The sequence below is a fragment of the Pseudomonas sp. NUPR-001 genome (genome assembly GCF_052147955.1).
GTDB lineage: Bacteria > Pseudomonadota > Gammaproteobacteria > Pseudomonadales > Pseudomonadaceae > Aquipseudomonas.
The window spans coordinates 2,461,883-2,475,592 of the sequence record NZ_CP197353.1 but is presented as its reverse complement, the minus strand read 5'-3'; the positions used below and the strand labels follow the sequence as shown (position 1 = coordinate 2,475,592).

General features: G+C 61.0%; 12 protein-coding genes. 3 read left to right on the top strand and 9 right to left on the bottom strand.

All coding sequences use genetic code 11. From position 1 onward, the window contains the following. Positions 1-10 precede the first annotated feature (10 nt). Entirely contained in the window at positions 11-1,189 is a 1,179-nt protein-coding gene (locus ACP6KB_RS11295; protein ID WP_442113800.1) for a M20 aminoacylase family protein, read from the bottom strand. A 133-nt stretch (positions 1,190-1,322) separates the two neighbouring features. Between ACP6KB_RS11295 and ACP6KB_RS11290 the strand changes: the two genes are divergently transcribed. Together ACP6KB_RS11290 and ACP6KB_RS11285 are read left to right on the top strand one after the other, a co-directional pair. Beyond that, the gene (locus tag ACP6KB_RS11290; protein ID WP_442113799.1) at positions 1,323-2,276 is read left to right on the top strand and encodes a LysR family transcriptional regulator; all 954 of its coding nucleotides are present in this window, start codon (positions 1,323-1,325) and stop codon (positions 2,274-2,276) included. Between the two features lie 117 nt (positions 2,277-2,393). Then, positions 2,394-2,927 carry a cysteine hydrolase family protein gene (locus ACP6KB_RS11285; protein WP_442113798.1) on the top strand — a complete coding sequence of 178 codons (534 nt, stop codon included), beginning with the start codon at positions 2,394-2,396 and terminating at the stop codon, positions 2,925-2,927. An 81-nt stretch (positions 2,928-3,008) separates the two neighbouring features. Here ACP6KB_RS11285 and ACP6KB_RS11280 read toward each other — a convergent pair whose 3' ends face one another. From ACP6KB_RS11280 to ACP6KB_RS11250, 7 genes are all read right to left on the bottom strand, one after another. Next, positions 3,009-3,863, bottom strand: a complete 855-nt coding sequence (locus tag ACP6KB_RS11280) for a hypothetical protein (protein ID WP_442113797.1) — start codon at positions 3,861-3,863, stop codon at positions 3,009-3,011. 3 nt (positions 3,864-3,866) lie between these two features. Then, positions 3,867-4,307: an outer membrane protein assembly factor BamE gene (locus tag ACP6KB_RS11275; protein WP_442113796.1), complete on the bottom strand. Its 441-nt coding sequence runs from the start codon at positions 4,305-4,307 to the stop codon at positions 3,867-3,869. Positions 4,308-4,356: 49 nt separating this feature from the next. Continuing rightward, positions 4,357-8,076 carry a YadA-like family protein gene (locus ACP6KB_RS11270; RefSeq protein ID WP_442113795.1) on the bottom strand — a complete coding sequence of 1,240 codons (3,720 nt, stop codon included), beginning with the start codon at positions 8,074-8,076 and terminating at the stop codon, positions 4,357-4,359. Between the two features lie 45 nt (positions 8,077-8,121). Next, entirely contained in the window at positions 8,122-8,952 is an 831-nt protein-coding gene (locus ACP6KB_RS11265) for a hypothetical protein (RefSeq protein ID WP_442113794.1), read from the bottom strand. Between the two features lie 101 nt (positions 8,953-9,053). Then, positions 9,054-10,658: a response regulator gene (locus tag ACP6KB_RS11260; protein ID WP_442113793.1), complete on the bottom strand. Its 1,605-nt coding sequence runs from the start codon at positions 10,656-10,658 to the stop codon at positions 9,054-9,056. An 85-nt stretch (positions 10,659-10,743) separates the two neighbouring features. After that, positions 10,744-11,382, bottom strand: a complete 639-nt coding sequence (locus ACP6KB_RS11255; RefSeq protein ID WP_442113792.1) for a dTMP kinase — start codon at positions 11,380-11,382, stop codon at positions 10,744-10,746. 33 nt (positions 11,383-11,415) lie between these two features. Then, positions 11,416-12,195 carry an AraC family transcriptional regulator gene (locus tag ACP6KB_RS11250; protein WP_442113791.1) on the bottom strand — a complete coding sequence of 260 codons (780 nt, stop codon included), beginning with the start codon at positions 12,193-12,195 and terminating at the stop codon, positions 11,416-11,418. A 109-nt stretch (positions 12,196-12,304) separates the two neighbouring features. Between ACP6KB_RS11250 and ACP6KB_RS11245 the strand changes: the two genes are divergently transcribed. Then, a complete protein-coding gene (locus tag ACP6KB_RS11245; RefSeq protein WP_442113790.1) occupies positions 12,305-13,198 on the top strand; it encodes a DMT family transporter in 894 nt (297 codons plus the stop codon). A 10-nt stretch (positions 13,199-13,208) separates the two neighbouring features. Here the strand turns inward: ACP6KB_RS11245 and ACP6KB_RS11240 are convergent, their stop codons facing one another. After that, complete coding sequence (locus tag ACP6KB_RS11240) at positions 13,209-13,697, bottom strand: GNAT family N-acetyltransferase (protein WP_442113789.1); 489 nt, start codon at positions 13,695-13,697, stop codon at positions 13,209-13,211. Positions 13,698-13,710 lie beyond the last annotated feature (13 nt).

Genomic DNA, 13,710 nt, shown 5'->3' with positions numbered 1-13,710 from the left:
GCGGTGAAATTCAGACCAGATAGGATTCGACCAGACGCACCCAGTAGCTGGCGCCCAGGGCCAGGCAGTCGTCGTTGAAGTCGTAACCGGGGTGATGCACCATGCAGCCCCCCTCGCCGTCGCCATTGCCGATCAACAGGTAGCTGCCGGGGCAGTGCTGGAGCATCACGGCAAAGTCTTCGCTGCCGGTCAGCGGCTTGCTGTCGCTGATCACCCCATCGCTGCCCAACCAGTCCAGCGCCACCTGGCGTGCAAAGGCCGTGGGCTGCTCATGATTGACCAGCGGCGGGAAGCGCTGCGCTTCATCCACCAGCACCCGGGCACTGGCGCCAAAGCTGGCCGCCTGCGCCTGGGCAATCGCGGTGATGCGTTCGATCAGCTGGTCACGCACCGTTAGCGTGAGCGCACGCACGCTCAACTGCAGTTCGCAGTGCTCGGGAATTACGTTGGCAGCGGTTCCGGCATGAATCGCTCCCACGGTCACCACCGCGCAATCGAGCGGATCGACATTACGCGCCACCACACTCTGCAGCGCCATGACAATCGCCGCACCGGCCAACACCGCATCAACCGCCTTGTGCGGCATCGCCCCATGCCCACCGACGCCATGCACCTGAATGCTGACCGTGTCAGTCGAGGCCATGAACGGCCCGCTGCGAAACGCCAGTGTGCCGACTGGCAGCCCTGGCATGTTGTGCAGGGCATATACCGCATCACAGGGGAAGCGCTCGAACAGGCCATCTTCGAGCATGCGCCGGGCGCCGCCGTCACCCTCCTCGGCTGGCTGGAAAATCAGCGTCAGCGTGCCATCGAAGTCACCGTGCTGCGCCAGGTACTTGGCCGCCGCCAGCAGTATTGCGCTGTGCCCGTCATGCCCACAGGCGTGCATCTTGCCCGCATGCTTGCTGGCGTAGGGCAAGCCGGTCTGCTCGGTAATCGGCAAAGCGTCCATGTCGGCGCGCAGCCCGATCGCCTTGCGCCCGGTTCCACGTTGCAGGCGGCCGACCACACCGGTCTGACCGATGCCACGGTGCACCTCATAACCCCATTCCTGAAGTTTTGTGGCAATCAGCTCACTGGTGGCGAACTCTTCAAAGCTCAGCTCCGGGTGAGCATGCAGGTGACGGCGCAGGGCGATCATTTCGGCTTCGATCGCCTCAATACCGGGGAGCACGGCGGGATGACTCATGGCGTTTCCTATTGTTGTTTTTCCCAGGGCTGGGCATGCTGCGCAGATCATAGGGTGGCGCTGCGAAGCCCCGGAAGTCCGCAATTCGGTTGCGCTGACAACCAAAGGTTTACGCTTACACACAAGGGAAACCATGAAGCTGCATCAACTTCAGGCACTGGTGGCGATTGCCGATTGCGGCAGCATCCGCGCCGCCGCGCGTACGCTTGACGTCTCGCAAACCGCCATTTCCAAAGCCCTGCGCGAACTGGAGGCGCACCTGCAACTGCCGCTGCTGGTGCGCAACGCCAGTGGCGTGGGCCTGACCCTGTACGGCCGCTCACTGCTGACCCACGCCCGGCAAATGCTCGGGCAACTGGAACTGGCGCAACGGGAACTGACCCACCTCAAAGGCCAGACCGAAGGCCACCTGCGCTTCGGCATCTCGCCGTGGATGGGCATGGCGTTGCTGCCGGAAGTGGTGCAGCTGTTTCGCCAACGCATGCCGAAAGTACGCCTGGAGATCTTCGAAGGCCTGATGGCCGTCACCCTGCCGCGCCTGCGCGAAGGCACCATGGAGTTTGCCATCGGCCTGGTCTCCGCCCTGCTGCCGCGCCCGGAATTTGCCTGTGATCCGCTGCTTTCCTACCAGATGGCGGTGATCGCCCGCAGCGGGCATCCGAAACAAGCGTGCCGCAGCATCCATGAACTGCTGGATCAGGACTGGGTGGTCAACTACCCCGACACCGGCCACGACGACTTCATGACTGAACTGTTCTGGCAACACAACGCGCAGATCCCGGTTGAACAGGTGCAGCGTGCGCAGTCGTTGCAGTTGATGCTGTCGCTGATTGAACAGACAGACATGCTCAGCTACTGCCCCGAGCCGATGCTGACCGTGCCGATCTACCGCGAGCGGGTGGCGCGGCTGGACCTGGAGGAAACTTTTGCCACCGACACGATCGGGATTGTTACGCCGAGAAATACCCAGCTGGGAACGGCGGCGCAGTGTTTTGTCGAGTGTTTGTTGCAGGTGGTGAGGCGCCGAGCGCGCTCGTCGAAGCCAGAGGATCGAGAGCTGTTTGATGCAGTTAACTTGTTGATTTAAAGGACCCCCTGTAGGAGCGGGCTTGCCCCGCGATAGCGATCTACCTGTCACACCGCTATCGCGGGGCAAGCCCGCCCCTACTGTTCATTGATGGCTCAAACGCAAGGAGATGCGCCCATGTATGCCTTATTGGTACTCGACATCCAGGTCGGACTGGTTCACGGTCCGGAAAAGCCGTGGCGCTGCGAAGCACTACTGGAGACAGTCAATGGACTGATGGTGAAGGCGCGCAGTGCTGGCGCGGCGATTTTTATCGCACGCCACATCGGGCCAGCCGGATCACCTATCGAGTCGGGGAGCCCGCTAACGGAAATTGCACCCGAGTTGATGTTGCAAGGCGATGAAACAGTGTTCGAAAAACATCGGCCAAATGCCTTCGCGTCTACCGAGCTGGAAGCCCGCTTGCGCGCTTGCGGTGCCACCGGCGTAGTCGTGACCGGAATGAAGACTCAGTACTGCGTTGACAGCACATGCCGTGCTGCGCGAGATCTTGGATTCGACGCGGTACTCATTGCCGATGGTCATACCTGCTCTGACACCGCGCAGATGAGGGCTGAGGATATTGTCGCGCATCACAATGCAACACTTGGCGGGCCATTCTGTCGGTTGGTTCCAGCGCAAGCCTGGAGTTTCCAGTTGCCTGTTGCCTAGCACCCGGTAGGCGCGGGCTTGCCCCGCGATCGCGGTGTATCAGAACCACCACGATCGCGGGGCAAGCCCGCTCCTACATTGCTAATGGATGCGGTTGACCACTTCTTGCGGGTAGTAGGCAATCTGCAGCATCTGATGTTGCCCCATCAGTTGACCCTCGCCATACCAGATGATGTTGTCCTGGCGCAGCGACATACCATCGTTACCGTACGCATACTCACCGCCATTGGACGTGCCGAAGGCAAAGCGCTCTGCATCCAGGCGCTTGACGTCGTATTGCGTACCGGGCAGCGGCATCTGTTCCTTGGCGCGTTTGAGGTAGGCCGGTGCCAGCTCGGAGAACAGTTCACGGGTTCTGCTTTGGTACTCAGCAGAGGTCAAGCCGGGAGTCTGCTGCAGCTTTTTCGCGATCAGCGTGAAGTATTCGGCATCGGTGCGGGCCAAGGCCATGCGAAACGCCATGACCTCTTGCAGACGACGCTTGTCGACCTGAAGTGTGCCATCAGCACTTTTCTGCTCGGCAATGAAGTCGCGACCATCGGCCTGGATCAACGGTGCCGTCGCCAGGAACGCGGCGCAGGCAACTTCCTGGGCCTGGCGATTACCGTTGACCAGCAGCGCAGTAACACCGCCCTTGCTCTTCAGGTCTTCGCTCGTTTCGCCACTGGCGCCAACGAAACGGTCAACTTCAGCCTGCTGCATCTCGCCACGTGCCAAGCCGCAAATATGCTGCATGACCGCTGGGTTGCGCTTGCCATCCACCAGCGGTGACATGCTGAACACCGCGTTACGGATCACAGGCAATGCCGGGTACTCCAGGATGCTCAGGGTGGCAGGTTTCATCTGGGCGGTAGCGTTCTGTGCAGTGTTGTTGCAGCCAGCCAGCAGGCAGAGCGGCAACAGCATGGCAGTCAGCCATTTACTGGAAGTCGTCATGATTCACTCCTTACCCTGGTTGATCACGGAGGTTGCCAGCGGCTTGAGCGGGTCAAGGCAATCGGCCGGCGAAAACAGGAAGCTTTGGGCTTTCATGTCCTTGTCAAACAGCACCTTGTACTGACACACCCGATCAGCCTGGCCAGCGCGACGAAAGCGCAGGATGTAGTCCCACTCGCGAACGCCGAACAGGCCTTCGTGGAAATGTGGGGCACCTAACAGCTCGTACAACTGCGCCTTGCTCATGCCCGGTTGAACGTTCGCCAGGTTCTCAAGATTCACGTAGCTACCTTGCGGGCGATACGACTCACTGACTGCAGGAAACTTCGGTTCGGCGCTGTGACCCTGGTCGTCTACTTGGCTGAGGGTGCCACAGGCTGCCAACAGCAGGCCGGCGCAGCTCATGATCAGTGTACGTACCGCGGTGTTATGGAAAGTGCTCATGTCTATCTCCTCGGTAGGGCCCGGCAGAACCGGGCCTTGATGGAAAAACTCACCACTGGTAACCGACACCCACCGCAACGCCAGTCTCACCCTGGCTGGTGGTGCTGCCTTGCAGCTTCATTACCCATTTGCCGTTGTCGGTAATCTTCGAAACACCGACTGCCAGCGCCCCTTGGCCACGGAAGTTGCCGAGCCCGACGGTCGCCATGCTGGCGCCAGGCGCATAAGGCTGTGGCAAGGTGGCCATGGCCATCGCACCGGCAATACCCGAGCTGAGGATGTCGTCCTGCTTTTTCAGGTCGTGGCGCAATGCGTCGTAGCGGGCATCGGTGTAGTCGTAGAAGGAGTTCGAGATGTCGCCCATGCTGCGCTGCAATTGGCTGACGTTCACCGCATCGGTCGCTGCGCTACCAGCGGCCACGTTGGTGATCTGCCGTTCGTTTCCAGCGCTGCCAACCGAGACGCTATTGGCCCGATCGGCTACCGACTTGGCGCCGATCGCGACCGAGTTGGCGCCCTTGGCTTTGGCGTTGCTGCCGATAGCGGTGCTGTTGTTGCCCACCGCCTGAGCCCCTGCGCCGCCAGCCACCGCGTCTTTGCCGCTCGCTTTCGGTTTCGGCAAGCGACTGGTGTTGTTCACTTGGAACATGCCATCGGTGCCGTTCTGTACCTTGCTCACGTCGCCCTCGACATGCGTCACCCGGTTGTCGAGGTTGCTGACATTGGTGGTGACGTTGGCGACCTTGGTGTTGATGTTGCTGATGGAGTTGTCGGTGTACTGCTTGGACTCCACCACGGCGCCATCAAGCTGGCGCAGGTTGACGGCATCGGTGGCCTCTTTGCCATCGGCAAGGTTGCTGATAGTGCGGGTTTCACCGGTCGCGGCATTGCCCACCGAGACGGTACCGACGCTGGCGTTGGCAGCCTTGGAGTACTTGCCGGTGTAGTGTTCCGCACCACGACCGTTGTCGCTGGCGCCCTGCCCCAGAGCCACGCTGCCATCGGCGCTGGCACTGGCGCCGTTGCCCACGGCGATAGCACCCTTGCCACTGGCCTGTGCGCTTGGCCCGACAGCAACAGCGTCAGCGCCACTGGCGACCGAGTCGGGTTTGCTGGAATTGGCGTGGAAATACTTGATGCCGCCGCCATTGTTGATGCTGGTGATGCTGCCCTCGACCGTGGTGACACGGCCATCGATGTTGGTGACCTGGGCATTGGTCTCGTTGAGCTGGGACATGTTCACCGCATCGCTGTCGTTTTCGCCGCGAGCGACGTTGGTGATCTTGGTGCCGCCAGTCTTGGTCACGCTGTTATAGGTAGGTCCACCCAAGGTGATGTTGTTGTAGTTGATGCTGCCATCACCATTGAGGTCGTACTTCACCGACCCTTCGGTGGAAGCGCTCGTGACCTTCTTGAGCTGAGCGACGTTGACCGCGTCGGTATCATCGGCACCGGCCGACAGGCCAGTCACGCGGCGGTCGCCGAGGTTGACTTCGCCCGTGGCAGTACCACCTACCAGATAGGCCTGATGCCCAAGGGTGCTGCCGTTGGCGACAGACCCGGCGCCCAAGGCGACGCTGCCGTCATGGCTGGATACCGCCCCCATGCCGATCGCTACCGAGTCCGCGCCAGTGGCAGAGGAATCGGTACCGGTGGAGTTGGCATGGAAGTACTTGGTGCCGGTGGCGTAGATGTTATCGATGTGGTCGCCCAGATTGCTGACGTCACCTTCAACGTTGGTCACCCGGCCATCGATGTTGGTGACCTGGGTATTGGTCTCGTTGAGCTGGGACATGTTCACCGCATCGCTGTCGTTTTCGCCGCGGGCGACGTTGGTGATCTTGGTTCCGCCGGTTTTGGTCACGCTGTTGTAGGTGGTTCCACCCAGGGTGATGTTGTTGTAGTTGATGCTGCTATCACCATTGAGGTCGTATTTCACCGACCCTTCAGTGGCAGCGCTCGACACTTGCTTAAGCTGGGCGACGTTGACCGCATCGGTATCATCGGCACCGGCCGACAGGCCAGTCACGCGACGGTCGCCGAGGTTGACTTCGCCCGTGGCAGTGCCGCCCACCAGATAGGCCTGATGCCCAAGGGTGCTGCCGTTGGCGACAGACCCGGCGCCCAGGGCGACGCTGCCGTCATGGCTGGAAACCGCCCCCATGCCAATCGCTACCGAGTCCACGCCAGTGGCAGACGAATCGGTACCGGTGGAGTTGGCATGGAAGTACTTGGTGCCGGTGGTGTAGATGTTGTCGATGTGGGCACCCAGGTTGGTGACGTCGCCTTCAACGTTGGTCACCCGGCCATCGAGGTTGGTGATGTTGGTGGTATTGGCGTCCACCCGTTGGTTGGTCTCGTGCAGCTGCGAGCCATTGATCGCATCAACCGAGACACTGTTGACGGCGCCGGCCGCAACGTTGGTCAGCACTTGTGCGTTGCCCGGTGTATAGGCATCACCACCCGATGCAATCAGCGACAGCTGGTCGGTGCCGCTGCGCTGTACTGGGCCGATCGAGCCGTTGTTGATGTTGTAATTGAGGTTGTTGACGATGTTGCTGTTTTGCTCCACCTGCTGGTTGGTCGTGTTCAGCTGCGAACCATTGACCGCATCGGTAGAACTGTCACTGATATCGCCTGGCGCCACGTTGATGATCTTGTGGTCGCCCGCATCGATACCGTACATGGTTACGCTCGGGCCGCCGGTGATGGTCAGGCCGTAGGTGCTCATCGTGGTGTTGCCGGTGGTCACCGAATCGAACACCGGGTTATCGGCCATCTGCAATTGCAGGTTGCCGTAGGCGTCCACCTCGGTTTTCAGGTTGGAGCCCGAGTAGTTGCCTGCCGTGGTGGCCGCGCCTTCAATGGCCAGGGTATCACCGAGTTTTTTCTCTACCGAGCCAGCATTGCCGGTGAAGGTGATCGGCATCTCGGTCACGCCTCTGAGCTGGGCCACGTTCACCGCGTCGCTGTCCTGGGTGCCGGCAGCCACTGCGGTGATCTGGCGGAACTTGCCACTGCCGGCATCACCGACGGCGATCGCGCCCAAGGTACTGGTGGTAGCGCTGATCGCGTTGGCCTGGGCCGGGTTGCCGCCATTAGGAATGAAACCGAGTACGCCAGCCGCGGTACCCGCAACCGAGCCTGCGCCCAAGGCCACGCTGTCCTGGGCCAGCGCCTGGGCAGCAGTGCCCAGTGCCATCGCGTTCTGCTTGCTGGCGATGGCGTTATTGCCGATTGCCACCGAATCCACGGCAACGGCACGTGTACCCATGGGGTTACCCAACGCATCGCTGGCAACGTTACCGATGGCCAGGGAGTTGGTGCCATCGATCTTGTTGTTCAAGCCGATGCGGCCACCGTTGACATACAGTTCGTTGCCCAGGGTCAGCGAGTTGCTGCCATCGGCCTGGCTGCCGGTGCCGTAGAACAGCACGCGGCCGGTTTGGGTAGCCCTGTCGCCGGCCTTGCAATTGCTGTTGTTACCATCGTACTTCCAGCCCTGGTCACCGCTCACGCCGGTATCGTGGACGAACACGCAGCCTGAATCGGTGCTGTCGTTGACGTACAGGCCGCCGTTTCCGGCGATGCCTTTCTCGTAGTTTGAACCGCCTGCGGCGACGGCGTCACCCAGGAACAATCCACTCAGCGCGCCCAGTGACACGAGCGCCAGTGCGCGGCCGCCCTTACCCGAATGCCGGGCGAATTCACTGGCTACACACCAGCATTGTTGGACCTTAGACCAGACCACACGATAAATTCTGTTCATGATAAGGCTCCTTCCAGGGGATCGCCCTGGCATGGGTAGGGAAATTCAGCGAGAAGACAGTTGCAGGGCGCGGCTGGTCTGGATCAGCAGTTGCCGCTCCATGGCTGCGGGGCGCGATTGCTCAAGCGCAAGCTGGTAGATGCGCAGTGCGCCCTGATGGTCCTGGCGGACATAGTCGAGGTAGGCGCCAGCGAACAAGCCGACTTCGGTGCGCAGATCGCGCTTGGTCGCCTCGGGAACCTGCAGGGCGTCGATTTCGGCAAGCACTGCCGAGCTATCGGTTTTGCCCTGGTACAGGGCCACCAGGGCGCGTTGTTCAGCCGTGGCCGGTTTGATGCTGCGGGCAAGCTTCTGTACCCGTGCCTTGGCCGCTTCTGGCGTGAGTCCGGCATCGCTTGCAGTACGTGCGCCCAGCCACAGGCGCCACAGGCCGGCATAAGCTTGTACCTGAGGGCTGGGCGAGCTTTTCTGAATATCGGCGAACGCGATGCGGGCCTGTTCGAAGCGCGCCAGAGCGGTCAGGTTCACGGCTGAAGGCACCGCGATCACCGCCTGCTGGTCACTGCCCTTCAGGGCGTCGTAAAACTGCCGGGCGCGCATATGGCGGCCGTAGGCGTCTTCCAGAAAGGCCTGCTCTGCCAAAGCACGGGTACCGCCCTGCCCTTTGGCGCCCGCTTCGCGCAACACGCTCTGGGCGCCGGCAAGGTTGCCTTCGAGCAATTGCTGGTGGGCCAGCATCACCAATGGCTGCGCCGGTTTCTGCGGCACCGCCGCTGGCGCGGCGAGAACTGAGCCACTGGCCATCAACAGCGCAATGACGAGGGTGGACAGTGCGCCTGGACGGCGCTTTGAAGACGATTTCGAAGTGGATTTCATGGTGCAACTCCGTAACTAATCGGGTTGCACTCATGCTAGGGCGGGGTGGTTCGGAGCGAACTCAGAGTCCTTCAGGCCGTGCCATCAGAGTAATTCGATAGTCACTCGACACTGGCCATGAGCAGTTCGAGTTTAAGCGAAACGGTGACGTCGCCCGCCTCGCACGCATAGCTGAAGCGCCCCTCAAGGTGCTCTGCCAGGCGCTCGGCATGACGCCGGTCGATGATGCTTTGCGCTGCCATCCGCCCGTGTATCTGCAGATGCGCGGCAAGGCGTCCGTGCTCCAGAGCGGCCGTGTCCAGGCGCAGCGTAATCGGCGCATCATTGCCGGCGCGAAACAGGGCCAGGGCACTGGTCATCCATTCCGAGAACACCTGCGCATCCACCCAGACCCGATCGGTGTTGAGGCTGGAGGTACCGAACAAGGTGGCCTGATGCCCGATCAGGCAGCGCTCGACCAAGGCCCGCAGCTCACAGGTCATGGGCAATCGTGCTGCGTGGCTATCTTCAAGGTCACAGATACGCCGCAGCCGCGCCAGACGCGCGGTGAGGTCGGCCAGCCCTGGCGTTGCCGGATGCAGGCCCATATCTGCCAGGCGCTCGGCCAGTTCGCCGAGCGATGACAGGTAAAATTCACTGCGTTGGTGCAGTTGTGCTTGCGCAGCCAGTGCCTGGTCGCGCAGCTCGATCAGGTGTTCTTCATTGACCGTGATGTCCTGCAACCCCCCGAGCATGCCTGCAGGCTGACCGTTCGAGTCGCGGTAAGGCACCATCCAGTAGTGCAGCAGGCGCGGTACGCCGAACACCTCCACGCGGTTGGTCACCGCAATCGGAACGCCGTCGTTGACCAGCCGCGGGAACGACTCGGCAACTTTCTGGCGCAGCGCAGGCGGAAACCAGCGGGCATCGGCGTGTCCCGAGTTCAGCGCCTCCTCTGCGGTGATGTGGTAGTAGTCAAGAAAGCGCTGGTTACAGAACAGCAACCGGCCCTCGATGGTGCGCACGAACATGGGATTGGGCGCAGCGTCCACCAGGCCGCGCAACAGGCCTAGTTCCAGCGGCAGTTCCTGCGCTGCCAGGGCACCGGAGCCGCTCTCCTGCCCCGCTACCAGACCGTTGCGCCGGGCGATTTCCGCCAGTTCGACGTTGGACCTCACGTGCAGTTTCTCCAGCAGCTTGCCCTTATAGGTACTCACCGTCTTGAAACTGATGCGCAACTGATCGGCGATGCGCAAATTGGAGTGCCCCTCGGCGATCAACTGCAACACCGCCAATTCGCGGGGCGTCAAACTCGCCAGCTCCCCGCCACTGCCCGGCTGCATGTAATGGCGGGCGAAATGCGCGCGCCCGGCCAGCACATCGACAATCGCCTTGCGCAGCCCGCCAAGGTCCTCGTCTTTACTGACAAAACCACTGGCGCCGGCCTGAAAGCACAGCGGCGCAAAATGTTCGGGGTTCTGGCGGCTGTACACCAGCAGTTTCTGCGCCGGATCGCGGGCCCGCAAGCGGCGCAGCAGGTCAAGCCCACCGGCCCCTGGCAGGGCCATTTCGAGGATCACCAGTTCCGGGTGATGTTCACGGGCAAGCGTCAGCGCCGAGGGGATGTCCACCGCCTCGTCAATACGAGTGTGCCCCATATTTTCCAGCAGATCCCGCAAGGCACTGCGCACGATCGGTGTCGGGTCCACGAGAAGTGCAGTGGCCATTGGCCTTCCTCCCTGCTAACACGCTCTCAGTGCGATGAGCATAGCGAAAGACCGCCAACTGCCCCGCGATCGCGCTGGTTCTGATTCACCGCAATCGCGGGGCAAGCCCGCTCCTACCCGCTGCGGTATAGATCTCAGACACCACTTGCCGCGTCGCCGCTTCAATCGATCCTTCATTACGGCATAACACCCAGCCCTGATCAGCGACCGCCCGCTCGAACGCCTCGGTACAGGCGACATGCTCTTGCAGCTTGTGCATCACCGTACTGCTCAGCCCACGTGAGCGTGCCGCCGCCCTGGCCCAGGAAACGTCAGGGTCGGTGACAACCCCGACATGCAGGTCTGGCACTTGCACATTGTGATCAATGTTCAGCTGAAGAATGTCTGCAAACGGCACCAGCCGCCGAAACGCGGCATCCGACGGGTACCAGCGATCGATCAGGACAATGCTATCGGTTGGCTGCTTAGGCAGCACATGCCGGGAAATCCAGGCACGGCTGTGCGCAAAGCGCTCACAAACCCTCAGTTCCAGTTCCCAGCTGGGATTTCTGACGAAAGCGTTGACCAGCGCCATGGTTTCAGCACGGTTGGGATCGCTTTTTCTCTCGCAGAGCCGGATCACCTTGTGGTTGTCAGCCCTCAGCGCTTTGGTAACGGCCTCCAACAGGGTGGTTTTGCCGGTACCTTTGGGCCCATCCAGGGAAACAAATAGCGGACGATTCATTGCTCAAACAACGATTGATAAGTGGGCGGCACTCTACCCCATTCCCGACCTGTAGTTCGACGGCGTAGTGCCCATCACGTTGCGAAAGGCATTGCTCAAATGCGCCTGGTCAAAGAAACCCAGCTCGACAGCGATACGTGCCGGTGCATGGCCAAGGCGCAGACGCCGACGTGCTTCGATCAGGCGCAGTTGCTTGAAATACTGCATAGGGGGCAGGCTTTTCAGGGCCTTGAAGCTGCGCACCAGATGGAACCTGGACAGATTGGCTTCGGCGCAGAGGTCTTCCAGTTCAATCGCTTCGTACAGATTGTCCTTCATGAAACGGATCAACTGCGCCAGGCGCACTGGCTCATCGGTAGTTGCTGGCGTGGTACGAAAACGCGCCAGCTCACTGAACAGCACCAGTAACGCTTCGTCTCGACCGCTGGAGTCCAACTGCTCATTCAACGCGAGGATCGAACGAAACAGCGCACCATCACGGAGCACGCCCTCCTCGAACGTGGGCAGGTCATTGGCGCTGCTGGTCTGGTCAAAGATGCTGTGCACTTGCTGCGCATCCAGATGCACACTGATGAATTGCGCGCCTGTGCCGCAGAACTCCGATGCCTGCACGGTCATCGGGTTGTAAAGCGTCACCTCGCCGGATAGCACCTGTTGCTGCTTGCCGTTGAACCAGATCCGCTCCAGCCCGCTGAGGTTCGCGCTGATCACGTACTCTTCATGAGTGTGCTTGGGGTAACGGGCGCCACTGGCATTGACCATCGAGCATTCAATACGCTCAAAGCGAGTCAGGTTTTCCATTACCAACGTCATCAGTCTGCCTCGAACGCCACTAAGACCTACCAAAGGATGAGATCAGGCGAAGTCACATTTCGCATAGTCTTGACTGACTCACCACTTCAACAATAAAAAAGGTGCGCGTATGAATAACACAGAGAAGCGTCTGCTGCTCGTGGTGTTGCTGACCAGCCTCGCCATGCTGGCGTTTGCAGCCAACTCATTGCTGACGCGAGCGGCCTTCCAGACCACGACGATTGACGCAGCATCATTCACCGCGATCCGGGTGATTTCCGGGGCACTGACCCTGCTGCTGATTGCGCTGCTGCAGGGCGTAAGGCTGAAGTTCACGCCATCGGGGTTGTGGTCGGCGGTGTTGCTGTTTACCTATGTGGCAGCGTTCTCCTTTGCCTATCGCGATATCAGTACCGGCGCAGGCGCACTGGTGCTGTTCGCTTCGGCGCAACTGTTGATGATCGCTTACGGCTACGGCAACGGCGAACGAACCAACCTGCTCGGCGTGCTGGTTGCACTGGGCGGCATGGCCGCGTTTCTTGCGCCTTCCGCCTCGACGCCAGCGTGGTCAGCGGCGGCGCTGATGGCGGTGGCCGGGTTCGCCTGGGGCGGTTTTTCGGTGCTTGGGCGTGCTTGCGACTCGCCGATCGCCAACACCGCAACCAGTTTTCTCTGGGCCGTGCCGCTGGCGTTGCTGCTGATGTGGGTGCAGCACGATCACCTGAGTGTCGATAGGTGGGGCATGACCTATGCCCTGCTGTCTGGCAGCCTGGCTTCTGCGATTGGCTATGCGATCTGGTACTGGGTTCGTGGGCGCATGACGGCGATTAGCGCCGGTGCGGTACAGCTCTCGGTACCGCTGCTGAGCGCGGTACTCGGCGTCTTGCTGCTCGGCGAACATATTTCCTGGGGTGCCGGGTTGTCGGCGTTGGTCACCTTGAGCGGTGTGGCCTGGGTCACGCTGACAGCCAAAGCAAAACAACCGGGACATCGCGCTGTCGGCAAGCAAGAACCGAGTCGATAGTGCCGGTTGTCTACAGTTCCATGATCATCTCGTGCCACGCCATCCCGCCATGCTCGGAGGGGGACGGCTTCACGTAGCGATAGCCAAAGTGTTTGTAGAGGTCGATGTGCCGCTCTTTGCACATCAGGTGAATGGTTTTCTTGCCCATGCCGCGCATGCGCGCGATGAACTGACGCATCAGCAGGCTGGAATAGCCTTTGCCCTGGTGGGCAGGATCGAGGACCACCGACATGATCACCACGTTGACAGCGTTCGCATCGTGGCCTATCAGCTCTTTGAACGCTTCGTCAGACATCAGCACTTCATGGGCACAGCCGCTGTTGATGAAGCCGACGATTTCGCCCTCCAGCTCCATGACCAGGAAGCCTTGTGGGTACTGGGCGATGCGGGTGGCAATCTTGGCGTGGGTTGCCGCTTCGTCGCCCTCGTAGGCGATCGTTTCGATGTGGAAGCAGCGGTCGGTGTCAGCGGGTACTGCCTGGCGAAAAATGGGTGTCATGGGTGTTACTCAG

What these genes read in the sequence shown, in the direction of transcription:
- ACP6KB_RS11295 (WP_442113800.1), bottom strand. Translation starts at nt 1,189, where the DNA reads ATGAGTCATCCCGCCGTGCTCCCCGGTATTGAGGCGATCGAAGCCGAA.
- ACP6KB_RS11290 (WP_442113799.1), top strand. Translation starts at nt 1,323, where the DNA reads ATGAAGCTGCATCAACTTCAGGCACTGGTGGCGATTGCCGATTGCGGC.
- ACP6KB_RS11285 (WP_442113798.1), top strand. Translation starts at nt 2,394, where the DNA reads ATGTATGCCTTATTGGTACTCGACATCCAGGTCGGACTGGTTCACGGT.
- ACP6KB_RS11280 (WP_442113797.1), bottom strand. Translation starts at nt 3,863, where the DNA reads ATGACGACTTCCAGTAAATGGCTGACTGCCATGCTGTTGCCGCTCTGC.
- ACP6KB_RS11275 (WP_442113796.1), bottom strand. Translation starts at nt 4,307, where the DNA reads ATGAGCACTTTCCATAACACCGCGGTACGTACACTGATCATGAGCTGC.
- ACP6KB_RS11270 (WP_442113795.1), bottom strand. Translation starts at nt 8,076, where the DNA reads ATGAACAGAATTTATCGTGTGGTCTGGTCTAAGGTCCAACAATGCTGG.
- ACP6KB_RS11265 (WP_442113794.1), bottom strand. Translation starts at nt 8,952, where the DNA reads ATGAAATCCACTTCGAAATCGTCTTCAAAGCGCCGTCCAGGCGCACTG.
- ACP6KB_RS11260 (WP_442113793.1), bottom strand. Translation starts at nt 10,658, where the DNA reads ATGGCCACTGCACTTCTCGTGGACCCGACACCGATCGTGCGCAGTGCC.
- ACP6KB_RS11255 (WP_442113792.1), bottom strand. Translation starts at nt 11,382, where the DNA reads ATGAATCGTCCGCTATTTGTTTCCCTGGATGGGCCCAAAGGTACCGGC.
- ACP6KB_RS11250 (WP_442113791.1), bottom strand. Translation starts at nt 12,195, where the DNA reads ATGACGTTGGTAATGGAAAACCTGACTCGCTTTGAGCGTATTGAATGC.
- ACP6KB_RS11245 (WP_442113790.1), top strand. Translation starts at nt 12,305, where the DNA reads ATGAATAACACAGAGAAGCGTCTGCTGCTCGTGGTGTTGCTGACCAGC.
- ACP6KB_RS11240 (WP_442113789.1), bottom strand. Translation starts at nt 13,697, where the DNA reads ATGACACCCATTTTTCGCCAGGCAGTACCCGCTGACACCGACCGCTGC.